This window comes from Pseudomonas sp. R1-18, assembly GCF_051132095.1.
GTDB lineage: Bacteria > Pseudomonadota > Gammaproteobacteria > Pseudomonadales > Pseudomonadaceae > Aquipseudomonas.
Genome location: NZ_CP071658.1, coordinates 528,173 through 551,559, shown reverse-complemented (window position 1 = coordinate 551,559; position 23,387 = coordinate 528,173). Strand labels below are relative to the sequence as shown.

Here is a 23,387-nt window from a genome sequence, read left to right as displayed (position 1 = left end):
CACCGCAATCTGGTCGTTTCTTTCGAAGCGTGCAGATTGCTTGGGTGTTATATGGTCAAGCCTCACGGGCAATTAGTATGGGTTAGCTCAACGCCTCACAGCGCTTACACACCCCACCTATCAACGTCGTAGTCTTCGACGGCCCTTCAGGGAACTCAAGGTTCCAGTGAGATCTCATCTTGAGGCAAGTTTCCCGCTTAGATGCTTTCAGCGGTTATCTTTTCCGAACATAGCTACCCGGCAATGCCACTGGCGTGACAACCGGAACACCAGAGGTTCGTCCACTCCGGTCCTCTCGTACTAGGAGCAGCCCCTCTCAAATCTCAAACGTCCACGGCAGATAGGGACCGAACTGTCTCACGACGTTCTAAACCCAGCTCGCGTACCACTTTAAATGGCGAACAGCCATACCCTTGGGACCGGCTTCAGCCCCAGGATGTGATGAGCCGACATCGAGGTGCCAAACACCGCCGTCGATATGAACTCTTAGGCGGTATCAGCCTGTTATCCCCGGAGTACCTTTTATCCGTTGAGCGATGGCCCTTCCATACAGAACCACCGGATCACTAAGACCTACTTTCGTACCTGCTCGACGTGTCTGTCTCGCAGTCAAGCGCGCTTTTGCCTTTATACTCTACGACCGATTTCCGACCGGTCTGAGCGCACCTTCGTACTCCTCCGTTACTCTTTAGGAGGAGACCGCCCCAGTCAAACTACCCACCATACACTGTCCTCGATCCGGATAACGGACCTGAGTTAGAACCTCAAAGTTGCCAGGGTGGTATTTCAAGGATGGCTCCACGCAGACTGGCGTCCACGCTTCACAGCCTCCCACCTATCCTACACAAGCAAATTCAAAGTCCAGTGCAAAGCTATAGTAAAGGTTCACGGGGTCTTTCCGTCTAGCCGCGGATACACTGCATCTTCACAGCGATTTCAATTTCACTGAGTCTCGGGTGGAGACAGCGCCGCCATCGTTACGCCATTCGTGCAGGTCGGAACTTACCCGACAAGGAATTTCGCTACCTTAGGACCGTTATAGTTACGGCCGCCGTTTACCGGGGCTTCGATCAAGAGCTTCGCTTGCGCTAACCCCATCAATTAACCTTCCGGCACCGGGCAGGCGTCACACCCTATACGTCCACTTTCGTGTTTGCAGAGTGCTGTGTTTTTAATAAACAGTCGCAGCGGCCTGGTATCTTCGACCGGCGAGGGCTTACGCAGTAAATGCTTCACCTTCACCGGCGCACCTTCTCCCGAAGTTACGGTGCCATTTTGCCTAGTTCCTTCACCCGAGTTCTCTCAAGCGCCTTGGTATTCTCTACCCAACCACCTGTGTCGGTTTGGGGTACGGTTCCTGGTTACCTGAAGCTTAGAAGCTTTTCTTGGAAGCATGGCATCAACCACTTCGCGTCCTAAAGGACACTCGTCATCAGCTCTCGGCCTTAAGATCCCGGATTTACCTAAGATCTCAGCCTACCACCTTAAACTTGGACAACCAACGCCAAGCTGGCCTAGCCTTCTCCGTCCCTCCATCGCAGTAACCAGAAGTACAGGAATATTAACCTGTTTGCCATCGACTACGCTTTTCAGCCTCGCCTTAGGAACCGACTAACCCTGCGTCGATTAACGTTGCGCAGGAAACCTTGGTCTTTCGGCGTGGGTGTTTTTCACACCCATTGTCGTTACTCATGTCAGCATTCGCACTTCTGATACCTCCAGCAAGCTTCTCAACTCACCTTCACAGGCTTACAGAACGCTCCTCTACCGCATCATCCTAAGATGATACCCGTAGCTTCGGTGCATGGTTTGAGCCCCGTTACATCTTCCGCGCAGGCCGACTCGACTAGTGAGCTATTACGCTTTCTTTAAAGGGTGGCTGCTTCTAAGCCAACCTCCTAGCTGTCTAAGCCTTCCCACATCGTTTCCCACTTAACCATGACTTTGGGACCTTAGCTGACGGTCTGGGTTGTTTCCCTTTTCACGACGGACGTTAGCACCCGCCGTGTGTCTCCCATGCTCGGCACTTGTAGGTATTCGGAGTTTGCATCGGTTTGGTAAGTCGGGATGACCCCCTAGCCGAAACAGTGCTCTACCCCCTACAGTGATACATGAGGCGCTACCTAAATAGCTTTCGAGGAGAACCAGCTATCTCCGAGCTTGATTAGCCTTTCACTCCGATCCACAGGTCATCCGCTAACTTTTCAACGGTAGTCGGTTCGGTCCTCCAGTCAGTGTTACCTAACCTTCAACCTGCCCATGGATAGATCGCCCGGTTTCGGGTCTATTCCCAGCGACTAGACGCCCTATTAAGACTCGCTTTCGCTACGCCTCCCCTATTCGGTTAAGCTCGCCACTGAAAATAAGTCGCTGACCCATTATACAAAAGGTACGCAGTCACCCAACAAAGTGGGCTCCCACTGCTTGTACGCATACGGTTTCAGGATCTATTTCACTCCCCTCTCCGGGGTTCTTTTCGCCTTTCCCTCACGGTACTGGTTCACTATCGGTCAGTCAGTAGTATTTAGCCTTGGAGGATGGTCCCCCCATATTCAGACAAGGTTTCTCGTGCCCCGTCCTACTCGATTTCATTGACAAGAGATTTTCGCGTACAGGGCTATCACCCACTATGGCCGCACTTTCCAGAGCGTTCCGCTAATCTCAAATCAACTTAAGGGCTGGTCCCCGTTCGCTCGCCACTACTAAGGGAATCTCGGTTGATTTCTTTTCCTCAGGGTACTTAGATGTTTCAGTTCCCCTGGTTCGCTCCATGCACCTATGTATTCAGTGCAAGGTAACCATCTTATGATGGTTGGGTTCCCCCATTCAGACATCTCCGGATCACAGTCTGTTTGCCGACTCCCCGAAGCTTTTCGCAGGCTACCACGTCTTTCATCGCCTCTGACTGCCAAGGCATCCACCGTATGCGCTTCTTCACTTGACCATATAACCCCAAGCAATCTGGTTATACTGTGAAGACGACATTCGCCGAAAACTTGCAATTACTCACAAATTTTACCTTAGCCTGATCCGTTGCCAGTGAAAGCAACGTTCAGTCTATCTTTCTATCACATACCCAAATTTTTAAAGAACGATTCTGAAAAAGATCAGAAATCAATATTCGACGCGAATATTCATTTCTAAGCTTTGACAAGTAAATATGGTGGAGCCAAGCGGGATCGAACCGCTGACCTCCTGCGTGCAAGGCAGGCGCTCTCCCAGCTGAGCTATGGCCCCAACAAGAAACTGGTGGGTCTGGGCAGATTCGAACTGCCGACCTCACCCTTATCAGGGGTGCGCTCTAACCAACTGAGCTACAGACCCAGTTAAGAGCTGTTACCGTAATCGTCTTCTTCAATGAATCAAGCAATTCGTGTGGGAGCTTATGGCGCAGCTGAGTCGTCGATTAAGGAGGTGATCCAGCCGCAGGTTCCCCTACGGCTACCTTGTTACGACTTCACCCCAGTCATGAATCACACCGTGGTAACCGTCCTCCCGAAGGTTAGACTAGCTACTTCTGGTGCAACCCACTCCCATGGTGTGACGGGCGGTGTGTACAAGGCCCGGGAACGTATTCACCGCGACATTCTGATTCGCGATTACTAGCGATTCCGACTTCACGCAGTCGAGTTGCAGACTGCGATCCGGACTACGATCGGTTTTGTGAGATTAGCTCCACCTCGCGGCTTGGCAACCCTCTGTACCGACCATTGTAGCACGTGTGTAGCCCAGGCCGTAAGGGCCATGATGACTTGACGTCATCCCCACCTTCCTCCGGTTTGTCACCGGCAGTCTCCTTAGAGTGCCCACCATAACGTGCTGGTAACTAAGGACAAGGGTTGCGCTCGTTACGGGACTTAACCCAACATCTCACGACACGAGCTGACGACAGCCATGCAGCACCTGTCTCAATGCTCCCGAAGGCACCAATCCATCTCTGGAAAGTTCATTGGATGTCAAGGCCTGGTAAGGTTCTTCGCGTTGCTTCGAATTAAACCACATGCTCCACCGCTTGTGCGGGCCCCCGTCAATTCATTTGAGTTTTAACCTTGCGGCCGTACTCCCCAGGCGGTCAACTTAATGCGTTAGCTGCGCCACTAAGAGCTCAAGGCTCCCAACGGCTAGTTGACATCGTTTACGGCGTGGACTACCAGGGTATCTAATCCTGTTTGCTCCCCACGCTTTCGCACCTCAGTGTCAGTATCAGTCCAGGTGGTCGCCTTCGCCACTGGTGTTCCTTCCTATATCTACGCATTTCACCGCTACACAGGAAATTCCACCACCCTCTACCATACTCTAGCTCGCCAGTTTTGGATGCAGTTCCCAGGTTGAGCCCGGGGATTTCACATCCAACTTAACGAACCACCTACGCGCGCTTTACGCCCAGTAATTCCGATTAACGCTTGCACCCTCTGTATTACCGCGGCTGCTGGCACAGAGTTAGCCGGTGCTTATTCTGTCGGTAACGTCAAAACAGATACGTATTAGGTAACTGCCCTTCCTCCCAACTTAAAGTGCTTTACAATCCGAAGACCTTCTTCACACACGCGGCATGGCTGGATCAGGCTTTCGCCCATTGTCCAATATTCCCCACTGCTGCCTCCCGTAGGAGTCTGGACCGTGTCTCAGTTCCAGTGTGACTGATCATCCTCTCAGACCAGTTACGGATCGTCGCCTTGGTGAGCCATTACCTCACCAACTAGCTAATCCGACCTAGGCTCATCTGATAGCGCAAGGCCCGAAGGTCCCCTGCTTTCTCCCGTAGGACGTATGCGGTATTAGCGTCCGTTTCCGAGCGTTATCCCCCACTACCAGGCAGATTCCTAGGCATTACTCACCCGTCCGCCGCTCGCCGGCATCCCGAAGGACCCGCTGCCGCTCGACTTGCATGTGTTAGGCCTGCCGCCAGCGTTCAATCTGAGCCATGATCAAACTCTTCAGTTCAAACATCTATCTGGGTTTTGAGAAAACCCTAAACTTGGCTCAGCAATCTGGTTACATCTTTGATTTCTCGCGGAGTAACTTGGGTTGCTGATAATCTGTTGACTTCAGTCTGACACCACAAGCACCCACACGAATTGCTTGATTCAGTTGTTAAAGAGCGGTGGGTTGATTCTTTCGTCTCAACCGAGGCGCGCATTCTACAGCGTCCTCTGTATCTGTCAAGCGGTTATTTTCAGAAGTTTCAAAGTTTCCTTATTCACTTCAACCACTTGCGCCTCGATCAACTCTGCGTTGCTCGTCAGCGGGAGGCGAATTCTACAGCGTTACAACCGCGTGTCAAACTCTTTTTTCTCACCGCTGTCGATCAACCTGATCGACGCCACTTCTTCGCTGACCTCACCATCAAAACCTCGCAACTCGTTGATTCGCAAGGCTTTTTCGTTTCCGTCTGCGCCGGAAGTGGGGCGAATTATAGAGAGATTAAATCAGGCGTCAACCCCTATTTTGAAATTCATTCCGGATTCAACGTTACCCGGCCAAATGCCTTCTTGCCGGCCTGGCATACGTGCGTTGCGCCCAACTTGAATACGAAGCTGCGATCAACAACCTCACCATCTATACGCACGCCGCCTGACGCCAACAGATCACGGGCAACTGCCGCGTTCTTCACCAGGCCTGCCTTATTAAGGACGGCCGAGACAGGCATATCTTCAGTGCCACTGACAGCAATCTCCGGGAGATCATCCGGAAGCTCGCCTTCTTTCATGCGGTTGCCTGCGGAACGGTGCGCCGTTGCAGCAGCCTCTTCACCGTGGAAGCGAGCGACCAGCTCTTCAGCCAACTGAATCTTGATATCCCGCGGATTAGCGCCAGCCTCGCATTCGGCCTTCAGGCTTTCGATCTCTTCCATGGACCGGAAGCTCAGCAGCTCGAAGTAGCGCCACATGAGGGAATCAGGGATCGATACCAGCTTGCTATACATAATGCCGGGCGCTTCCTGGATACCAACATAGTTACCCAGTGACTTGGACATCTTCTTCACGCCGTCCAGCCCTTCCAGCAGCGGCATGGTAAGGATGCATTGCGGCTCCTGACCATAGGCGCGCTGCAGCTCACGCCCCATCAGCAGGTTGAACTTCTGGTCGGTACCACCAAGCTCGACATCCGCCTTCAAGGCGACCGAGTCATAGCCCTGCACCAGCGGATACAGGAATTCGTGGATCGCGATCGACTGGTTGCTCTTGTAACGCTTGTCGAAGTCATCCCGCTCAAGCATGCGCGCGACGGTGTATTGCGAAGACAGGCGAATGAAATCTGCCGGGCTGAGCTTGTCCATCCAGGTCGAGTTGAACGCTACCTCGGTTTTCTCGGGATCGAGAATCTTGAACACCTGCGACTTGTAGGTCTCGGCGTAGTCGAGCACCTGCTCGCGTGTCAGCGGCGGACGGGTCGCACTCTTGCCGCTCGGATCACCGATCATCCCGGTAAAGTCACCGATCAGGAAGATGATGTGGTGCCCCAGGTCCTGGAACTGACGAAGCTTATTAATAAGAACGGTATGACCCAAATGCAGGTCCGGCGCCGTAGGGTCGAACCCTGCCTTGATACGCAGCGGCTCGCCACGCTCCAGTTTCGCGACCAGTTCGGCCTCGACCAGCAGTTCATCCGCGCCGCGCTTGATCAGCGCCAGCTGCTCTTCAACCGACTTCATACAAGCCCCCATTTCAAAGGGAACCAACCATACAAGATCAGCACCCAATTACAAGTTTTTGCCCGGCGCCCGGCCGCGAATCAGATACTGACTCCCTGGAGGGTTGCTTCGAGCAGGTTTTGGTTATATTTTATACAGTTATTTCATCTTCATCATGTCATTCATCTTTTCCATTTCACCTTTTTCAAAGTCAAATTACCTATGATAGACACACCGCCTAAAGCGCCTCCGCTTTATCCGAAGAGCCACCTGCTAGCTGCCAGCGGCATCGCCGCCCTGCTGAGCCTGGCTCTCCTGGTCTTCCCATCCAGCGAAGTTGAAGCAAAACGAACGAACCTCCCGCTCGATCTGGAAATGCCTGCAGACCAGAACGCACCGGAACAAGACGCTTCCCAGGCGGATCAAGCCACACTGGAACCTGCCCAATCGCCGTTCGCGCAAATCGAAGAAGCTCAGGATCAGCCTCAAACAGCTGAGGTCACGCCCGCTCCTGTAGCCGCCAAGGACCCCAATCACCGGGAAATCGTAGTCGCTAAAGGCGATACGCTCTCCACTTTGTTCGAGAAAGTTGGTTTGCCCGCCGCGGCCGTGCATGAAGTCATGGCCAGCGACAAGCAGGCTCGCCAGTTCAGCAGGCTGCAGAACGGCCAGACGCTTCAGTTCGAGCTGGCTCCGGATGGTCAGCTCAAGCAGATCCACAGCAAGCTCAGCGACCTTGAAACCATCAGCCTTTCCCGCACGCCCACCGGATTTGCATTCAGCCGTGAAGTCAGCAAGCCCAACGTACGTAATGCCTACGCACACGGGGTGATCAACAGTTCATTGTCGTCCTCCGCCCAGCGCGCGGGGCTGTCCCACAGCATGACGATGGATATGGCCAACATTTTTGGATACGACGTCGACTTCGCCCAGGACATCCGCAAGGGCGACGAATTCGATGTGGTGTATGAACAGAAGGTCGTCAATGGCAAGCCCGTCGGCACTGGCAACATCCTCTCGGCGCGCTTTACCAACCGGGGCAAAACCTACACTGCAGTCCGTTACACCAACAAGCAGGGCAACACCAACTACTACACGGCTGAAGGCAACAGCATGCGTAAAGCCTTCATCCGCACCCCGGTAGACTTCGCGCGCATCAGCTCGATGTTTTCCATGGGCCGCAAGCATCCTATCCTGAACAAGATCCGCGCCCACAAAGGCGTTGACTACGCCGCACCACGCGGCACTCCGATCAAGGCGACCGGTGATGGCAAAGTCCTGCTTGCCGGCCGTCGCGGTGGGTATGGCAACACGGTCATCATCCAGCACGGTGATACTTACCGCACGCTCTACGGTCACATGCAAGGCTTCGCCAAAGGTGTAAAAACCGGTGGAACCGTCAAGCAAGGCCAAGTGATCGGCTATATTGGAACGACCGGCCTGTCGACTGGCCCGCACCTGCATTATGAATTCCAGGTCAATGGTGTCCATGTCGACCCTCTGGGCCAGAAGCTTCCGATGGCGGATCCTATCGCCAAATCCGAAAAACAGCGGTTCATGCAGCAGAGCCAGCCGTTGATGGCTCGCATGGATCAGGAAAAAGCCACCACGCTGGCCTCAAATAAAAGGTAATCCATGGCCTTCTTCTATATAGGTGTGATGTCCGGCAGTAGCCTCGATGGGATCGATATCGCCCTATTGGAGCAGGATGACCGTCCGCGGCTTTTGGCGACCCACTACATTCCGATGCCCGAGGACCTGCATGCCGAGCTGCTGGGCCTCTGCTCCGCGGGCAGCGATGAGCTCACGCGAGCTGCGATTGCCGAGCAGCAGTGGGTGCGACTGGTCGCCCAGGGTGTCCTGACGCTGCTGAAGGAACAGAACATGGTCGCCGGCCAGATTCGTGCGATCGGCAGCCACGGCCAGACCATTCGCCACGAGCCAGCTCGCGGTTTCAGCATCCAGATCGGCAACCCCGCGTTGCTTGCGGAGCTGACTGAGATCACTGTCGTCAGCGATTTCCGCCGGCGCGACATCGCGGCCGGCGGCCAGGGCGCGCCCCTGGTGCCCGCCTTCCATGAAGCTCTGTTCGATGACAACAAGGACCACCGGGCTGTCCTCAACATTGGCGGCTTCAGCAACCTGAGCCTGATCGAGTCAGATCGGCCGGTGTCGGGGTTCGATTGCGGTCCGGGCAACGTACTGCTGGACGCCTGGATTCAGTTTCAGCGCAACCAGAGCTTTGACCGGGATGGCGCCTGGGCCGCGAGCGGTCAGGTAGACGAGGTACTCCTCAAGCGACTGCTCAGCGATCAGTTCTTCCTGACCAAGGGGCCGAAAAGCACCGGCCGCGAGGTGTTCAACCTGGGCTGGGTGCATCATCACCTGTTTCAGCTCCCCACTCTCCCGCCGGAAAACGTTCAGGCCACTTTGCTTGAACTGACGGCGCTGACCATCACCGAATCCCTGCGCTCGGCCCAGTCGAGCACCAAGGAGCTACTGGTCTGCGGCGGCGGCGCCCACAACGTTGCGCTGATGAGCCGGCTTGCCGAGCTGTTGCCTGATACGAAGGTCAACAGCACAGCGGCATTCGGCGTCGATCCGGACTGGGTCGAGGCGATGGCGTTTGCCTGGCTTGCACACTGCTGCCTTGAAGGCGTTCCAGCGAACCGGCCCACAGTCACCGGCGCCAGTGGTTTGCGCGTACTGGGTGCGATCTACCCGGCCTGATCCTGACTGCAGAATGCAAAACGCCGCGCAGATGCGCGGCGTTTTGCTGTAAGGCAGTCGATCAGATCGAGAAGGACGAGCCGCAACCGCAAGTGGTGGTCGCGTTCGGGTTCTTGATCACGAAGCGCGAGCCTTCCAGCCCTTCCTGGTAATCCACTTCCGCCCCAGCCAGATACTGAAAGCTCATCGGGTCGACCACAAGGCTGACCCCTTCGCGCTCCACGATGGTGTCGTCGTCCGCTACGTCTTCATCGAATGTGAAACCGTATTGGAAACCGGAGCAACCGCCGCCGGTCACGAAAACGCGCAGCTTCAGACGATCATTGCCTTCTTCATCGACCAGGGTTTTCACCTTGTGCGCTGCACCAGGGGTGAATTCCAGAGCCGTAGGAGTGAAGGATTCAACGCTCATGTCAGATATCTCCCGGCGTTAGCCGTCGTAATGCGTAATGGCGGGCATTATCCGCTTGTCCCAGAATTTTGGTCAACTATTTGCAGAGCAGTGGTAAATGCCCGAGCCGCAAGCGCCATACAGCTTCGCTTGCAGCCCGGCGCTCGCCTTACGGCATGATGCCCGCGTGAGACAAGCCAAGACGCTCGTCCAGACCGAACAGGATGTTCATGTTCTGCACCGCCTGGCCCGAAGCGCCTTTCACCAGATTGTCGATGACCGACAGTACCACTACCAGATCGCCACCCTGTGGGCGATGCACGGCGATCCGGCACACGTTCGCGCCACGCACGCTGCGCGTTTCCGGGTGGCTGCCCGCAGGCATCACGTCGACAAAAGGCTCATCCGCGTAACGCTTCTCGAACAACGCCTGCAAATCAATCGACTTGTCGGTGACAGTCGCATACAGAGTCGAATGAATCCCGCGGATCATTGGCGTCAGGTGCGGCACGAAGGTCAGGCCAACGTCACCGCCCGCCGCGCGACGCAGGCCTTGGGTAATTTCCGGCAAATGGCGGTGCCCTTTGACGGCATAGGCTTTGAAGCTTTCATTGGACTCGGAGTACAGCGAGCCGAGACTCAGCCCGCGACCTGCACCGCTGACGCCCGACTTGCAGTCAGCGATCAACCGGCTATTGTCCGCGATACCCGCTTCGAGCAATGGCAGGAAACCCAGTTGAGTGGCGGTCGGATAGCAACCAGGCACTGCAATCAGGCGCGCAGTCCTGATCTGCTCGCGGTTCACTTCTGGCAGACCATAGACAGCATCCTTCAGCAACTCAGGGGCGCCATGAGGCTGGCCGTACCACTTGGCCCACTCATCCGAGTCCTGCAAGCGGAAGTCGGCTGACAGATCGATGACCTTCGTGCCTGCCGCGAGCAGTTCGCCAGCCAGTGCGTGCGCAACACCATGCGGCGTGGCGAAGAACACCACATCGCAGGCGCCGAGCGTGGCGACGTCGGGAACGGTAAACGCCAGACCGTCGTAGTGGCCTCGCAGGTTCGGGTACATGTCGGCGACTGGCAGACCGGCCTCCGAGCGAGAGGTAATCACCACCACTTCAGCCTGCGGATGCTGTGCCAACAGACGCAGCAGTTCGACCCCGGTGTAACCCGTGCCGCCGACAATACCGACCTTGACCATAACCTGCCCTCAAACGAAACAACCGGAAAGCGGTCGATGATATGGGCCTATGCTCGATGCGACAACCGACAACGTGACGTATGGACGCCCAAGCCACTACTATTCCGCCACCGTGAACCTGGAAATCAAGAAAATGCTCTTTTTATGGATCAAAGCGCTGCACATCGTCTCAATGGTCTGCTGGTTCGCCGGCCTGTTCTATCTGCCGAGACTATTCGTCTACCACTCCATGAGCGAGGACACCGTCAGCCGCGAGCGTTTCAATGTCATGCAACGCAAGCTATACCGAGGAATCATGGGGCCGGCGATGATCGCAACCCTGATTTTTGGCGGCTGGCTGGTCAGCTTCAGCCCCAGCGCCTATTTCAGCCAGGGCTGGCTCCATGCGAAGTTGACCCTGGTGGTTCTGCTGATCGGCTATCACCATGTCTGCGGCGCTCAGGTCAAACGTTTCGCCCGTGGTGAGAATGGCCGTAGCCATAAGTTCTATCGCTGGTTCAACGAGGTGCCGGTGCTGATCCTGCTGGCGGTCGTCATCCTGGTCGTGGTCAAACCTTTCTGATAACTGCCGCGGGAGCTACGTGATGTTCGGACCAGGGATGCTGTCATGACCGACACACACTTCAAGATCATGTTCGAAGGACAGGTACGCGAAGGCGTTTCGCTGGAAACGGCCAAACTGAATCTCGCCGGGCTGTTCAAAAGCGAGACAGCGGCTGTCGAAAAACTGTTCAACGGCAACCCTGTGGCCTTGAAGCGTGGTGTGTCGCGCGCTGATGCCGAACGTTACCTCAAAGCGCTCAACGACATCGGGATTGAAGCGCGCATCGAGGCCGACCCGGAACTCAGTTTCAGCCTGGACGATGTCCATTCGGCTTCGCAACCTTCGCCGTACGCCTCGCCGGCTCAGTCGCCCTATGCGCCGCCGCGCGCCGACGTCACGCCGGGGCTGCCGCAATATTCGTCGCTCAAGGTCTGTAGCGTTCAGGGCAGGATCGGCCGCGTGCGCTATCTGGCGTGGACGTTGGTGATGACGGTCGTGCTGATGGTCGCGGGGTTCGCCTGCCTGCTGGTCATGAGCGTGGACCTCACCATTGGCGGGCTGATGGCGGCACTGCTGGCTGCGGCCTTCATTTGCGTGAACGTCCAGATCGGCGTGCAACGGGCACATGATGTCGGCTGGTCCGGTTGGGTTCTGCTGCTCAATCTGGTGCCATTCGTGAGCAGCATTTTCCCGATTGTGCTGGTCGCCATGCCGGGCAATGCCGGACCGAACCAGTATGGAGCGCCAGCGCCACCCAATAGCCGGGCCGTAAAGATCCTCGCATGGTTGTGGATCGCCTTGATCGCTCTGATCATCTTTGCCAGCCTGGCTGGCGGTCTGACTGCATTTCAGGAACAGGTCGAGACTTCCACCCTCGAATACGAACAGTCTTTACCGGCCGATGAAGACGACGCTGCGAGCGACACCGCTGAGCCCGGCGCCGTATATCAAAACGAGGATGAGCAGCATGAAACGTGACGCGGACAGCGAAGCGCAGGTCTTATCGCCGCACCCGCGATACGTTCAATGGAGAACCGAATGACCCGTTACGCCCTCATCACTGGAGCATCCAGCGGCATCGGCCTGGCAATGGCCGAAGCATTGGCGCGTCGAGGTCGCAACCTGATTCTGGTCGCTCGCCAGCGGGACTTGCTGGAAACCATCGCTCTGGAGCTGACCCAGCGCTTCGGTGTGGAAGTTCTGTTTCGCGCCTGCGATCTGGGTGAACCGCTGCGTCTTTCCGGCTTCCTGTTGGAGCTGGAAGACGGAGCCCATCAAATTGACCTGCTGGTCAACGCAGCGGGAATCGCTACCTGTGGTCCTTTCCTGGCCCAGGACTGGGGCGCGGAACAAGACCTGATCGACCTGAACATTCTGGCCATGACGCGCCTGTGCCACACGGTTGGCAACCTGATGGCGTTGCACGGCGGCGGGCAGATACTCAATGTCGCCTCGGTCGCGGCCTTCCAGCCCGGCCCGTGGATGAGCACTTACTACGCCAGCAAGGCCTATGTCCTGCACTTCTCCGAGGGACTTCGCGAAGAAGGCAAGAAAACCGGGGTCAAGGTTTCAGTGCTGTGTCCCGGCCCGACACGCACGGCATTTTTCCGCACGGCCCTGTTGGAAGTAAACGAAGAGCGAATGATGAGCCCCGAAGAGGTGGCTCTTCATGCCGTGCGCGCCCTGGCCAGAAACCGTGCGGTGATCATCCCCGGATGGCGCAACAAGTTATGGGCATTCGGCCCGCGAATGGTATCGCGCTGGCTGGCCAGGCAGATCAGCGGTTACGTCAACAAAGCGTGCTGCCCCCGCTAGTTACAAATGGCTGGGCACCTTGCGGTTCTGCTCAGTACACTCCGGGCTGGCTCGCAGTGATCTCACCCACCGACAAGGAGCAAAGGGTAATGGACACGTTGTTTACCAAGATCATCAACCGGGAAATCCCGGCCAGGATCATCTACGAAGATGATCAAGTCCTGGCTTTCCACGATATTTCTCCACAGGCGCCAGTGCACTTCCTGGTTATCCCGAAAAAGCCGATTGCCACCCTCAACGACCTCACCGAGGAAGACAAGGGTCTGGCCGGTCATATTCTGTTCACCGCACAGCGTCTCGCAAAAGAGCTGGGCTGCGAGGACGGGTTTCGCGTAGTCATGAACTGCAACGAGCTGGGCGGGCAGACGGTGTACCACATTCATATGCATGTGCTGGGTCAGCGCCAGATGACCTGGCCGCCGGGCTGATTGCTCCAGCGTTTCACCACCCTGCCGGGCTCGCGTACGAGGCTGGCAGGTGATTCCGCTCAAGCCTCGCTGTTCTGATTGGGGTAGACTGCCGGCTATGGATCATTCCGGAGGTGCCCATGGCTACCGAGCGTCATTACTCCCCACTCGACCGACTGCTGCTGCAAGCCGATAGCGCAATGCGCACCTTGCTGCCCTCAAGCGGTCATTCACACCGCCCTTCTCCCGCTGTCGTTCAACCCGAGCACAAGATGAACGATGTCGATACACGTCACGTCGCGGGCTTGATGCGAATCAACCATACCGGCGAAGTCTGCGCCCAGGCGCTCTACCAGGGACAGGCGCTGACAGCCAAGCTGCCCAAGGTTCGCAAGGCCATGGAACACGCGGCGGAAGAGGAAATCGATCATCTGGTCTGGTGCGAACAACGCATTCGCCAGCTTGGCAGTCACACCAGCGTGCTGAACCCTGTTTTCTACGGGCTCTCATTCGGTATCGGCGCAGCCGCAGGTTTGATCAGTGACCGAATCAGCCTGGGTTTTGTGGCAGCCACTGAAGATCAGGTGTGCAAACATCTTAACGAGCATCTGGAGCAGATTCCGGCTGAGGACGCCAAGTCCCGCGCCATTCTTGAACAGATGCTCAACGACGAGGAACACCACGCAGAATCCGCGCTGCACGCTGGTGGCTTCCGTTTTCCCGCCCCGGTGAAATTCGGCATGAGCGTGCTTGCCAAGGTCATGACCAAAAGCACCTACCGCATTTAAGGCCCACTGCGGGAGCGGTTCAGGCGGCGCTCCGCTTGTCCGCGAAGGCACCGCTCCCGCAGGCCTTTCCTCAGCCGAGCTCGACGATCTCGTAGTCGTGGGTGATCTTCACACCTGCATTACCCAGCATGATCGACGCAGAGCAATATTTTTCCGCAGACAGTTCGATGGCGCGCTTGACCTGGGCTTCCTTCAACCCTCGGCCCTTGACCACGAAGTGCAGGTGGATTTTGGTAAACACCTTGGGATCTTCATCCGCCCGTTCGGCGTCCAGGAATGCCTCGCAGCTTTCGACTGGCTGACGTGACTTCTTGAGGATGCTCACGACGTCGAAGTTGCTGCAACCACCAAGGCCGATCAGCACCATCTCCATGGGACGTACGCCCAGGTTACGACCGCCGCTCTCGGGCGGGCCGTCCATGACCACCACGTGGCCGCTCCCGGACTCACCGAGAAACATGGCTTCGCCAGCCCATTGAATGCGTGCCTTCATGGCCAGGTCTCCACTGAAAAAAGGGTCGCCAGCTTAGCACATGGGCGGTTTGCAGCCGGGGGCTCGATAAAAATCTCGCGGCGTAGAAAATATGTAGGAAATTTCGTAAATGACGTCAAACTGCCATCGAATTGCTCCCGATTATCCAGGCGCAGCCGATATCTAGAACAATGCCAGTTGGCGAAGGATCTTTTGGAATTCACGCATGGTCGCAATCACTCCACCATCAAAAATAAAGAGTCTGGACAAACTTCTCGCCCACGCCCAGCGTCGTCGTTGCGCCGCCAGAAGCGACATCATCTGCGCCGGGGATCGCTCCGAATCGCTGTTTCTGATCCTCAAGGGCTCGGTGACCATCATCATCGAGGACGATGAGGGCCGGGAAATGATCGTCGCCTATCTCAACAGCGGCGATTACTTCGGCGAGCTGGGTCTGTTCGAGCAGCCGGGCAGCGAGTCGAAGCGAAGCGCCTGGGTTCGCGCCAAGACCGAATGCGAAGTAGCGGAGATCCCTTACGCCAGATTTCGCGAGCTGACGCAGCTTTACCCCGAGATGCTTTATGCACTGTGCAGCCAGATGGCGGATCGGCTGCGCAATACCACGCGCAAGGTTGGCGATCTGGCGTTTCTCGATGTCACTGGACGAGTCGCACGCACGCTGTTGGAGCTTTGCAAGCAGCCCGACGCAATGACTCACCCCGACGGAATGCAGATCAAGATTACCCGCCAGGAAATCGGTCGTATCGTCGGTTGCTCTCGGGAAATGGTCGGCCGCGTGCTCAAGGCACTCGAAGAGCAGAGCCTGGTGCATGTGAAAGGCAAAACAATGGTGGTCTTCGGGACGCGCTGAAGCGATCGATCAGAGACCGGCGAGCATCAGCTGATAAGCGTGCTGCAAACGCTCGAATCCGTTGAAGTCGGGGAAGGCTTCATGCAAGGCGATATGACTTTGCGCACGCACCCGGGCATCAAGTTCGCACAGCTCGTTGAAACGGTTGACCGCGGCCACCATAGGCTCGCGCTCGTTCTCGACCAGTAGCGCACCATGGGCCAAGACCACAGGGCGCAGGCCGCCCCGGCTCTGGCGCCAGCGTTGGGCGGTGCCGACCATCTTGCGCCCGTCAAGATTGACGTTGAAGCGGCCGTCGCAGAAAGCGCCGTCCACTTCACCCAGCGAGGCGCTGCCACCCAGTTCGCCGAGCAGATCCAGAATCGGCTGGCATAGCCGCCGATAGGCGGTTTCGATGCGATCGCGATCCGGCTCGTTGCGCGGCTGCGCGTAGACCAGAGCGATGTTTACGGTTGCGGACGACTGCGGCACCGGCTCGCCACCGGTTTCCCGCAACAGGATCGGCCAACCGCTGTCGGCCAGCGTTTCGTGAGCTTCGACGAAGCCGGGCAAGCGACTCATGCGGCGCGGCATGACCAGCGCTCGATCACAAGGCCGCCAGAACAGCAGCCCATGATCGACATCCCCCGCACAGACTGAAGCCAACAGATCCTGTTCGGCCTGAAGACCCTTCTCCACACACAGGTCGACGATCAGCTCAGTCATGGCGGACTCGCTTCAATCCAGAGGCGAAGCGCTGACCGCAACCGGTCCACGCTCAGGGAAGAACAACCGCTGAAGCTCAGCGCCAGGCTGCTCGGCACGCATGAACGCCTCGCCGACCAGGAACGAGTACACGTCGCTGATTTCCATCAGCTCCACGTCGGCGCGATTGAGAATACCGCTTTCGGTGATGACCAGACGATCACGCGGAATACGCGGCAGCAGGTCCAGCGTGGTTTCCAGGCTGACATCGAACGTGTGCAAGTTGCGGTTGTTGACGCCGACCAGAGGCGTGTCGAGGGTCTTCAACGCCCGCTCCAGCTCGTCGCCATCGTGAACTTCGACCAGCACGTCCAGACCGACACCTTTGGCGACCGATGCCAGCTCGGCCATTTGCCCATCAGTCAGAGCAGCGACGATCAGCAGGATGCAGTCGGCACCCAGCGCCCGCGCCTCGACCACCTGATACGGGTCGATCATGAAATCCTTGCGGATCACCGGAAGCTGACAGGCCGCACGTGCCTGCTGCAGGTATTCGTCGGCGCCCTGGAAGAAATCGATGTCGGTCAGCACCGAAAGGCAGGTCGCGCCACCGGCCTGATAGCTCTTGGCGATCTCGGCAGGCAGGAAGTTCTCGCGAATCACGCCTTTGCTCGGCGATGCCTTTTTGATTTCGGCAATGACGGCCGGCTGCTTGAGCTTCGCCTGATCGATAAGCGCCTTGGCAAAGCCGCGCGGCGCATCGGCGCCAGCGGCGCGCTGCTCAAGCTGCGCCATCGTCACCAGCGCACGGCGAGCGGCAACTTCCTCGGCCTTACGGGCAAGGATCTTTTCCAGTACGGTTGGCACGCTCATCCTTCGTTCTCCTGCTTGAATACCGCGGTAAAGGCGCCCAACTCCTCCAGCTTTTCCCGGGCGAGGCCGGTGTGCAGCGAATCGTGCGCACGCTCCACGCCTTCCTTGAGGCTGGACGCATGATCGGCGGCATAAAGCGCAGCGCCAGCATTGAGCACGATCATTTCAGCCGCTTTCTGACCGTTTTCGGTCTTGCGTCGCCCGAGGGCGTCGCGAATCAGTTCAAGCGAGGCGGCCGGGCTTTCCACCGCCAAACCGTACAGGCTCTGACTCTTCATGCCCAGGTCTTCAGGCTGCACCCAGTATTCGGTCACTTCGCCGTTCTTCAGCTCAGCAACGAAGGTTGGCGCCGCCAGGCTGAACTCGTCCAGCCCGTCCTGAGAATGCACCACCAGCACATGCTTGCTGCCCAGGCGCAGTAGCACTTCCGCCAGCGGGCGACACAGCGCCTGGTTGAAAACACCCACGACCTGATGACGAACGCCGGCCGGATTGGTCAACGGCCCGAGCATGTTGAACAGCGTCCGCAGGCCCAGGTCGCGACGCGGGCCGGCCGCGTATTTCATGGCGCGATGATGGGACTGGGCGAACATGAAACCAATGCCCACGCTATCGATACAACGCGCGACCTGCACAGGATTGAGATTCAGGTACACGCCTGCGGCTTCCAGCAGATCGGCGCTGCCGCTCTTGCCGGACACGGCACGGTTGCCATGCTTGGCCACTGTGCAACCCGCCGCCGCGATCACGAAGGCAGACGCAGTGGACACGTTGAAGATATTCGCGCCATCGCCACCGGTGCCGACGATATCAACCACGCCGTCCAGGGTCTTCAACTCGACCTGATCGGCCAGTTCGCGCATGACCGAAACCGCGCCGACGATTTCGTCGATGGTTTCGCTTTTCATCCGCATGCCCATCAGAAATGCGCCAATCTGCGCTTCGGTGCACTGGCCGGTCATGATTTCGCGCATGACGTCCTGCATTTCGCCAGTGGTCAGGTCCAGCTGGTTGACCACGCGGTTGAGCGCAGCCTTGATATTCATAGGCGTATTCATAAAGGTCCTTAAGCCTGACGACTGCCGCCGGTCTGTTTGAGGAAGTTGGCGAACAGCTCATGACCCTGCTCGGTCAGGATGGACTCGGGATGAAATTGCACACCCTCAATGTTCAGCGTCTTGTGGCGCAGGCCCATGATCTCGTCGACCGTGCCGTCTTCCAGCGCAGTCCAGGCAGTGACTTCCAGGCAGTCCGGCAGAGTGTCCAGCTTGACCACCAGAGAATGGTAGCGGGTCACGACCAGCGGGTGATTCAAGCCCTCAAATACCCCGTGATCCTCGTGGACTACCGGGCTGGTCTTGCCATGCATCACCTGGCGTGCGCGTACCACGTCACCACCAAACGCCTGACCAATGGACTGATGCCCGAGGCAGACGCCAAGGATCGGCAGCTTGCCGGCGAAATGCGAAATCACGTCGAGCGAGACGCCCGCTTCGTTGGGCGTGCACGGGCCGGGGGAGACGACGATGCGTTCCGGATTGAGGGCTTCGATTTCGGCGACGGTCAGCTCGTCGTTGCGGATCACCTTGACCTCCGCGCCCAACTCACCGAGGTATTGCACGACGTTATAGGTAAAAGAGTCGTAGTTATCGATCATCAGCAGCATTTGCTATTAACCTTTTGAATTCACTCATCAGGCCTTCAAGAGTTCCACTCGCTTGTGCATCCGCGTCGTCGGGCTCTGGCGCAGGGCTCGACCGGGGCGGCAAAAAGCGAATCGAAGGCATACAGGTACTGGTCCGGCGGGGCCGGCAGGGAAATAGTCAGGCGCGCCAACGCCAACGGGCGTGGGCCTTGATAACACGCATCAAGAGTTTGCTGACAATCGTCACGGGGAGGGTCTCGTTCGTACGTTTCGGCACAGTAGCGTACCGAGGGATACCGCGCAATATCAGAGCGCCCATGAGGCAGGCCGGCAAGCGAATATTACGCAAGTGCCCTGACTTGACGGGCAGGCTGGCTCGCGGCAGCCAAAACGATGAACGACGCGCCGCTGAGCGGTAACTGCGTCTGAGCCGCGTTCCAACGCTGGCGGTGATGAGCAGGCTTGCTACGGTTCCTTGAGAGAATAAAAACCGCAAGGACTGTTCCCATGACTAACTCTTCACTGCGAGTGCCGTTCGCGGCCTGCTTGCTGACCCTGGCTTGCGCCAGTGTGCAGGCGGCGCCCTCCCCTTATTCAACGATGGTGGTGTTCGGCGACAGTCTGTCGGACGCGGGCCAGTTTCCGGATGAAGACGGACCAGCCGGAGCAACGCTGCGCTTCACCAACCGGGTCGGGCCGACCTTTCTGGAAGGCAGCGGTGAGGTCGTGGGGCTGAACTCTTCTACTCTGCTGGGTCAGCGGCTCAACGTCGCGCCCAACGACCTCAACGCTTCAACGTCGCCGGTCAACGCTGCGCTCGGGTTGCCCGACGGCAACAACTGGGCGGTGGGCGGCGATCGTACGGACCAGATTTATGACGCGATCACGTCGGAATCGCGCGTTGTCACCCCAGACACCAGCGGCTCCGGCACAGTACTGCGCACCCGGACGGGCTATCTTCCAGCCAACAATTTCCGCGCTGATCCCAACGCCCTGTATTACCTGACTGGGGGCGGCAATGATTTTCTGCAGGGACGGGTGCTGAGCGGCGGTGACGCAGAGGACGCCGCCGACCGACTGGCTGATGGCGCGCAGGCGCTGCAACAGGCCGGCGCACGTTACATCATGATCTGGATGCTGCCCGACATTGGCCAGACTCCGGCGCTGAGCGGCACGCCACTTGAGTCCATCACCTCCAGGCTGAGCGGGGAATTCAACGAGCAACTGGTCAGCCGGCTTGAGCGCATCGACGCCGAAGTCATCCCGCTGAACATTCCGTTACTGATCTCCGAAACCCTGGACGACCCGGCGCGCTACGGGTTTGCCGCCGATCAGGATCTGGTGAGCACCTGCTTCAGCGGCGACAACTGCGACGAGAACGAAACCTACGGCATCAGCAGCGCAACGCCAGACCCCAATCGTCTGTTCTTCAATGACCGCGTCCACCCGACCGCAGGCGGGCAACGCCTGCTTGCCGACTACGCCTACTCATTGCTGTCGGCACCATGGGAAGTCACGCTGCTGCCCGAAATGGCCAACACCGCCTTGCGCAGCCAGCAGGATGAGCTTCGCTCGCAATGGCTGGCTGACTGGGGCAACTGGCAAGGTGTCGGCGAGTGGCGAAGCATTCTGGCGGCGGGCGGCCAGAAAGCCGACTTCGACGCACAGGACTATTCCGCAGACGCAGAAGGGCGAGGCTATAGCCTGACGCTGGGCGGCAGCTGGCGCTTTGCGGAGCACTGGCGAACCGGCGTGGTCGCAGGCGCTTATCGCCAGGATCTGGAAGCTGGCTCCAAGGATTCGGACTACAGGCTCAACGCCTACCTCGCTACGGTTTTCCTGCAATATCAGGCGAATCACTGGTGGGGGGATCTGTCAGCTTCTGGCGGCAAGCTCGATTACGAGAACGCCGACCGCAAGTTCGCCCTCGGTGCCGGGGAAGGCGAGGAAAAAGGCGATACCTACGGTGAGGTGTGGGCTGCCAGTGCACGTATCGGTTTTGATTTTGCCGGTGCCAACAGCCGTTGGCATCTGTCGCCGTTCATCAGTGCCGACTACGCCCACATCGATGTGGACGGCTATTCGGAGCAGGGCAACCGCTCGACCGCCCTGACCTTCAGTGATCAGACCCGCAAATCGCGCCGCGCCGGAGTGGGCTTGCAAACCAAGTTTCACATCACGTCATCGACGCAGATCTTCGCCGAGTTCGCCCATGAACGTGAATATGAGACTGACCGGCAAGAGGTGACGATGGCGCTCAACAGCGTGCCAAGCATTGACTTCACCCTGCCCGGCTACACGCCGCAGCGCAATCTGAACCGCGCGACGCTGGGCTTCCGTCAACAGATCACCCAGGACTTGTCGCTGCGCGCCAATTACAACTGGCGACAGAACGATGACATGACCCATCAAGGGGCGAGTGTGGCGTTGAGCCTGGATTTTTGAGCGAGCGGCTTCATTCGCCAACAAGCGGAGCGCCGGCTCCCACAGCGTGGGAGCTGGCATATCTATATGTAGGAGGGAGTTCGCTCACGACAGCGGGGTCAAGGCTGGTGGAGGTGCGGCGATAGTGACGGCCTCTTCGCCAGCAAGCTGGCTCCCACGCCCTTCGGGCAGAATCACAAGCGGCTTTGCAAGCACCCTGAGCTTCTGCCCGGAGGGCGTAGGAGCTGGCTTGCCTGCGATCTGCGCCCTTCGGGCAGAATCACAAGCGGCTTTGCGAGCACCCCGGGCTTCTGCCCGGAGGGCGTTGGAGGACTGCCCCAAACAGAGAATCTCCCACTCGTACGGCGCCGCTTTCGTAAGAGCGGCCGGGATCAGTCTTCGGACGTCTGCTCGGCCAGCGCCACGGCGCGGAACATTGCGCGGCGCTTGTTCAGGGTTTCTTCCCATTCCAGCGCGGGCACCGAGTCGGCAACGATACCGCCACCGGCCTGCACGTGCAGCTCGCCGTTCTTGATCACCGCCGTGCGGATCGCGATAGCGGTGTCCATATTGCCATTCCACGCCAGATAGCCGACCGCGCCGCCGTACACGCCGCGCTTGACCGGTTCGAGTTCGTCGATGATTTCCATGGCGCGGATCTTCGGCGCACCGGACAAGGTGCCGGCCGGCAGGATCGCCCGCAGTGCGTCCATCGCGCTGAGGCCGCTTTTCAGCTGGCCGGTAACGTTGGATACGATGTGCATCACGTTGGAATAACGCTCGATGACCATCTTTTCGGTCAGCCTGACGGAACCGATCTCCGACACCCGACCGGTATCGTTGCGGCCCAGGTCGATCAGCATCAGGTGCTCGGCGATTTCCTTGTCGTCGGACAACAGGTCCTGCTCAAGCGCCAGATCGGCCTCTTCATTGGCGCCGCGCGGACGCGTACCGGCAATCGGACGTACCGTGATCAGGTTATCTTCGACACGTACCAATACTTCCGGCGAGCTGCCAACGACGTGGAAGTCGCCGAAGTTGAAGAAGTACATGTAAGGCGTCGGGTTGAAGCAACGCAGCGCCCGGTACAAGTCGATGGGCGCCGCCTTGAAGTCGATGGACATCCGTTGCGACGGCACCACCTGCATCACGTCGCCTGCCAGAATGTACTGCTTGATCGTGTCGACGGCCGCTTCGTAATCCCCTTGGGTGAAGCTGGAGCGGAACACTGGATCGGCCGCCGGCGGACGCGTGAGGTCCAGGCCGCGGCGTGGAGTGATTGGCTGGCGCAGCTTGCCCATCAGTTCATCGAGCTGTGCGATACCGCCTTCGAACGCATCCGGTTGAGCAGGATCGACCAGCACAATGGCGTGCATCTTGCTCGCCAGGTTGTCGAACACCACCACTGCGTCGGACACCATCAAGAGGATATCCGGCACGCCCAGCGGGTCGGGATTAGGGCAGTTGGCCAGACGCTTCTCGACGTAACGCACGCAGTCATAACCGAAATAGCCCACCAGCCCGCCATTGAAGCGTGGCAGGCCGGCGATGGTCGGAACGTTGTAGCGGGCCTTGAATTCTTCGACGAATGCCAACGGATCTTCGACGTCCCGGCTTTCGATCTCGTTGCCATCCAGCGTCACGCTGACGTGATGACCATGCACCCGCAGCACCGTGCGGCATGGCAGACCGATCATCGAGTAACGGCCCCATTTCTCGCCGCCTTGCACCGATTCGAGCAGATAGGAGTTGGATTGATCGGCAAGCTTGAGATAGATCGACAGCGGCGTGTCGAAGTCAGCCAGAGTTTCAAGGGCAAGCGGGATGCGGTTATAGCCGGTAGCAGCCAAACGCAGGAATTCTTCGCGATTCATCATCAGCCTCGTGGTTTGAGGTAATTCGGTC

Annotated in this window: 18 protein-coding genes, 2 tRNA genes and 2 rRNA genes; 9 read left to right on the top strand and 13 right to left on the bottom strand. The window is 58.0% G+C overall.

Annotated features, from left to right (window positions below; translation table 11 throughout):
* Positions 1-51: 51 nt before the first annotated feature.
* From J3P77_RS02465 to tyrS, 5 genes are all read right to left on the bottom strand, one after another.
* Positions 52-2,944: ribosomal RNA gene (locus J3P77_RS02465) — 23S ribosomal RNA — on the bottom strand.
* A gap of 217 nt (positions 2,945-3,161) precedes the next feature.
* Positions 3,162-3,237 (bottom strand) — tRNA-Ala (locus J3P77_RS02460).
* A gap of 10 nt (positions 3,238-3,247) precedes the next feature.
* Positions 3,248-3,324: transfer RNA gene (locus J3P77_RS02455), tRNA-Ile, on the bottom strand.
* Between the two features lie 83 nt (positions 3,325-3,407).
* A 16S ribosomal RNA gene (locus tag J3P77_RS02450) occupies positions 3,408-4,944 on the bottom strand.
* The 16S and 23S rRNA genes sit together here with 2 tRNA genes alongside, the layout of an rRNA operon.
* Positions 4,945-5,455: 511 nt before the next feature.
* Complete coding sequence (gene tyrS / locus J3P77_RS02445) at positions 5,456-6,655, bottom strand: tyrosine--tRNA ligase (RefSeq protein WP_434679375.1); 1,200 nt, start codon at positions 6,653-6,655, stop codon at positions 5,456-5,458.
* 201 nt (positions 6,656-6,856) lie between these two features.
* Between tyrS and J3P77_RS02440 the strand changes: the two genes are divergently transcribed.
* Positions 6,857-8,266 (top strand): peptidoglycan DD-metalloendopeptidase family protein, encoded by a 1,410-nt coding sequence (locus J3P77_RS02440; protein WP_434681851.1) that lies wholly within the window; start codon positions 6,857-6,859, stop codon positions 8,264-8,266.
* 3 nt (positions 8,267-8,269) lie between these two features.
* Entirely contained in the window at positions 8,270-9,364 is a 1,095-nt protein-coding gene (locus J3P77_RS02435; protein ID WP_434679374.1) for an anhydro-N-acetylmuramic acid kinase, read from the top strand.
* A gap of 61 nt (positions 9,365-9,425) precedes the next feature.
* Here J3P77_RS02435 and erpA read toward each other — a convergent pair whose 3' ends face one another.
* Positions 9,426-9,776 (bottom strand): iron-sulfur cluster insertion protein ErpA, encoded by a 351-nt coding sequence (gene erpA, locus J3P77_RS02430; protein WP_125832447.1) that lies wholly within the window; start codon positions 9,774-9,776, stop codon positions 9,426-9,428.
* 148 nt (positions 9,777-9,924) lie between these two features.
* Entirely contained in the window at positions 9,925-10,959 is a 1,035-nt protein-coding gene (gene argC, locus J3P77_RS02425) for an N-acetyl-gamma-glutamyl-phosphate reductase (protein WP_434679373.1), read from the bottom strand.
* 133 nt (positions 10,960-11,092) lie between these two features.
* Between argC and hemJ the strand changes: the two genes are divergently transcribed.
* From hemJ to coq7, 5 genes are all read left to right on the top strand, one after another.
* A complete protein-coding gene (gene hemJ / locus J3P77_RS02420) occupies positions 11,093-11,521 on the top strand; it encodes a protoporphyrinogen oxidase HemJ (RefSeq protein ID WP_434681849.1) in 429 nt (142 codons plus the stop codon).
* Between the two features lie 45 nt (positions 11,522-11,566).
* Positions 11,567-12,481, top strand: coding sequence for a DUF805 domain-containing protein (locus tag J3P77_RS02415; protein ID WP_434679372.1), 915 nt, complete (start codon positions 11,567-11,569; stop codon positions 12,479-12,481).
* A gap of 60 nt (positions 12,482-12,541) precedes the next feature.
* Positions 12,542-13,318, top strand: a complete 777-nt coding sequence (locus J3P77_RS02410; protein WP_434679370.1) for an SDR family NAD(P)-dependent oxidoreductase — start codon at positions 12,542-12,544, stop codon at positions 13,316-13,318.
* Positions 13,319-13,407: 89 nt separating this feature from the next.
* Positions 13,408-13,746: a histidine triad nucleotide-binding protein gene (locus J3P77_RS02405; protein ID WP_434679369.1), complete on the top strand. Its 339-nt coding sequence runs from the start codon at positions 13,408-13,410 to the stop codon at positions 13,744-13,746.
* A 119-nt stretch (positions 13,747-13,865) separates the two neighbouring features.
* Complete coding sequence (coq7, locus tag J3P77_RS02400; RefSeq protein ID WP_434679368.1) at positions 13,866-14,513, top strand: 2-polyprenyl-3-methyl-6-methoxy-1,4-benzoquinone monooxygenase; 648 nt, start codon at positions 13,866-13,868, stop codon at positions 14,511-14,513.
* A gap of 70 nt (positions 14,514-14,583) precedes the next feature.
* Here coq7 and J3P77_RS02395 read toward each other — a convergent pair whose 3' ends face one another.
* The gene (locus tag J3P77_RS02395; RefSeq protein ID WP_003372688.1) at positions 14,584-15,006 is read right to left on the bottom strand and encodes an OsmC family protein; all 423 of its coding nucleotides are present in this window, start codon (positions 15,004-15,006) and stop codon (positions 14,584-14,586) included.
* A 205-nt stretch (positions 15,007-15,211) separates the two neighbouring features.
* Between J3P77_RS02395 and crp the strand changes: the two genes are divergently transcribed.
* Positions 15,212-15,856, top strand: a complete 645-nt coding sequence (gene crp, locus J3P77_RS02390) for a cAMP-activated global transcriptional regulator CRP (RefSeq protein ID WP_434679367.1) — start codon at positions 15,212-15,214, stop codon at positions 15,854-15,856.
* A 9-nt stretch (positions 15,857-15,865) separates the two neighbouring features.
* Here crp and J3P77_RS02385 read toward each other — a convergent pair whose 3' ends face one another.
* Genes J3P77_RS02385 through J3P77_RS02370 form a run of 4 tightly spaced genes read right to left on the bottom strand, consistent with a single transcriptional unit; the run spans position 15,866 to position 19,079 of the window.
* A complete protein-coding gene (locus tag J3P77_RS02385) occupies positions 15,866-16,561 on the bottom strand; it encodes a lipoate--protein ligase family protein (protein WP_434679365.1) in 696 nt (231 codons plus the stop codon).
* A 12-nt stretch (positions 16,562-16,573) separates the two neighbouring features.
* Positions 16,574-17,413: an indole-3-glycerol phosphate synthase TrpC gene (gene trpC, locus J3P77_RS02380; RefSeq protein ID WP_434679364.1), complete on the bottom strand. Its 840-nt coding sequence runs from the start codon at positions 17,411-17,413 to the stop codon at positions 16,574-16,576.
* A complete protein-coding gene (gene trpD, locus J3P77_RS02375) occupies positions 17,410-18,459 on the bottom strand; it encodes an anthranilate phosphoribosyltransferase (protein ID WP_434681845.1) in 1,050 nt (349 codons plus the stop codon). The genes trpC and trpD overlap by 4 nt, the downstream gene beginning before the upstream one ends.
* Before the next feature lie 20 nt (positions 18,460-18,479).
* Complete coding sequence (locus tag J3P77_RS02370) at positions 18,480-19,079, bottom strand: aminodeoxychorismate/anthranilate synthase component II (RefSeq protein ID WP_434679363.1); 600 nt, start codon at positions 19,077-19,079, stop codon at positions 18,480-18,482.
* Positions 19,080-19,565: 486 nt separating this feature from the next.
* Between J3P77_RS02370 and estP the strand changes: the two genes are divergently transcribed.
* A complete protein-coding gene (estP, locus tag J3P77_RS02365; protein ID WP_434679361.1) occupies positions 19,566-21,503 on the top strand; it encodes an esterase EstP in 1,938 nt (645 codons plus the stop codon).
* A gap of 371 nt (positions 21,504-21,874) precedes the next feature.
* Here the strand turns inward: estP and trpE are convergent, their stop codons facing one another.
* Positions 21,875-23,356 (bottom strand): anthranilate synthase component I, encoded by a 1,482-nt coding sequence (gene trpE / locus J3P77_RS02360; RefSeq protein WP_434679360.1) that lies wholly within the window; start codon positions 23,354-23,356, stop codon positions 21,875-21,877.
* Between the last annotated feature and the right edge of the window lie 31 nt (positions 23,357-23,387).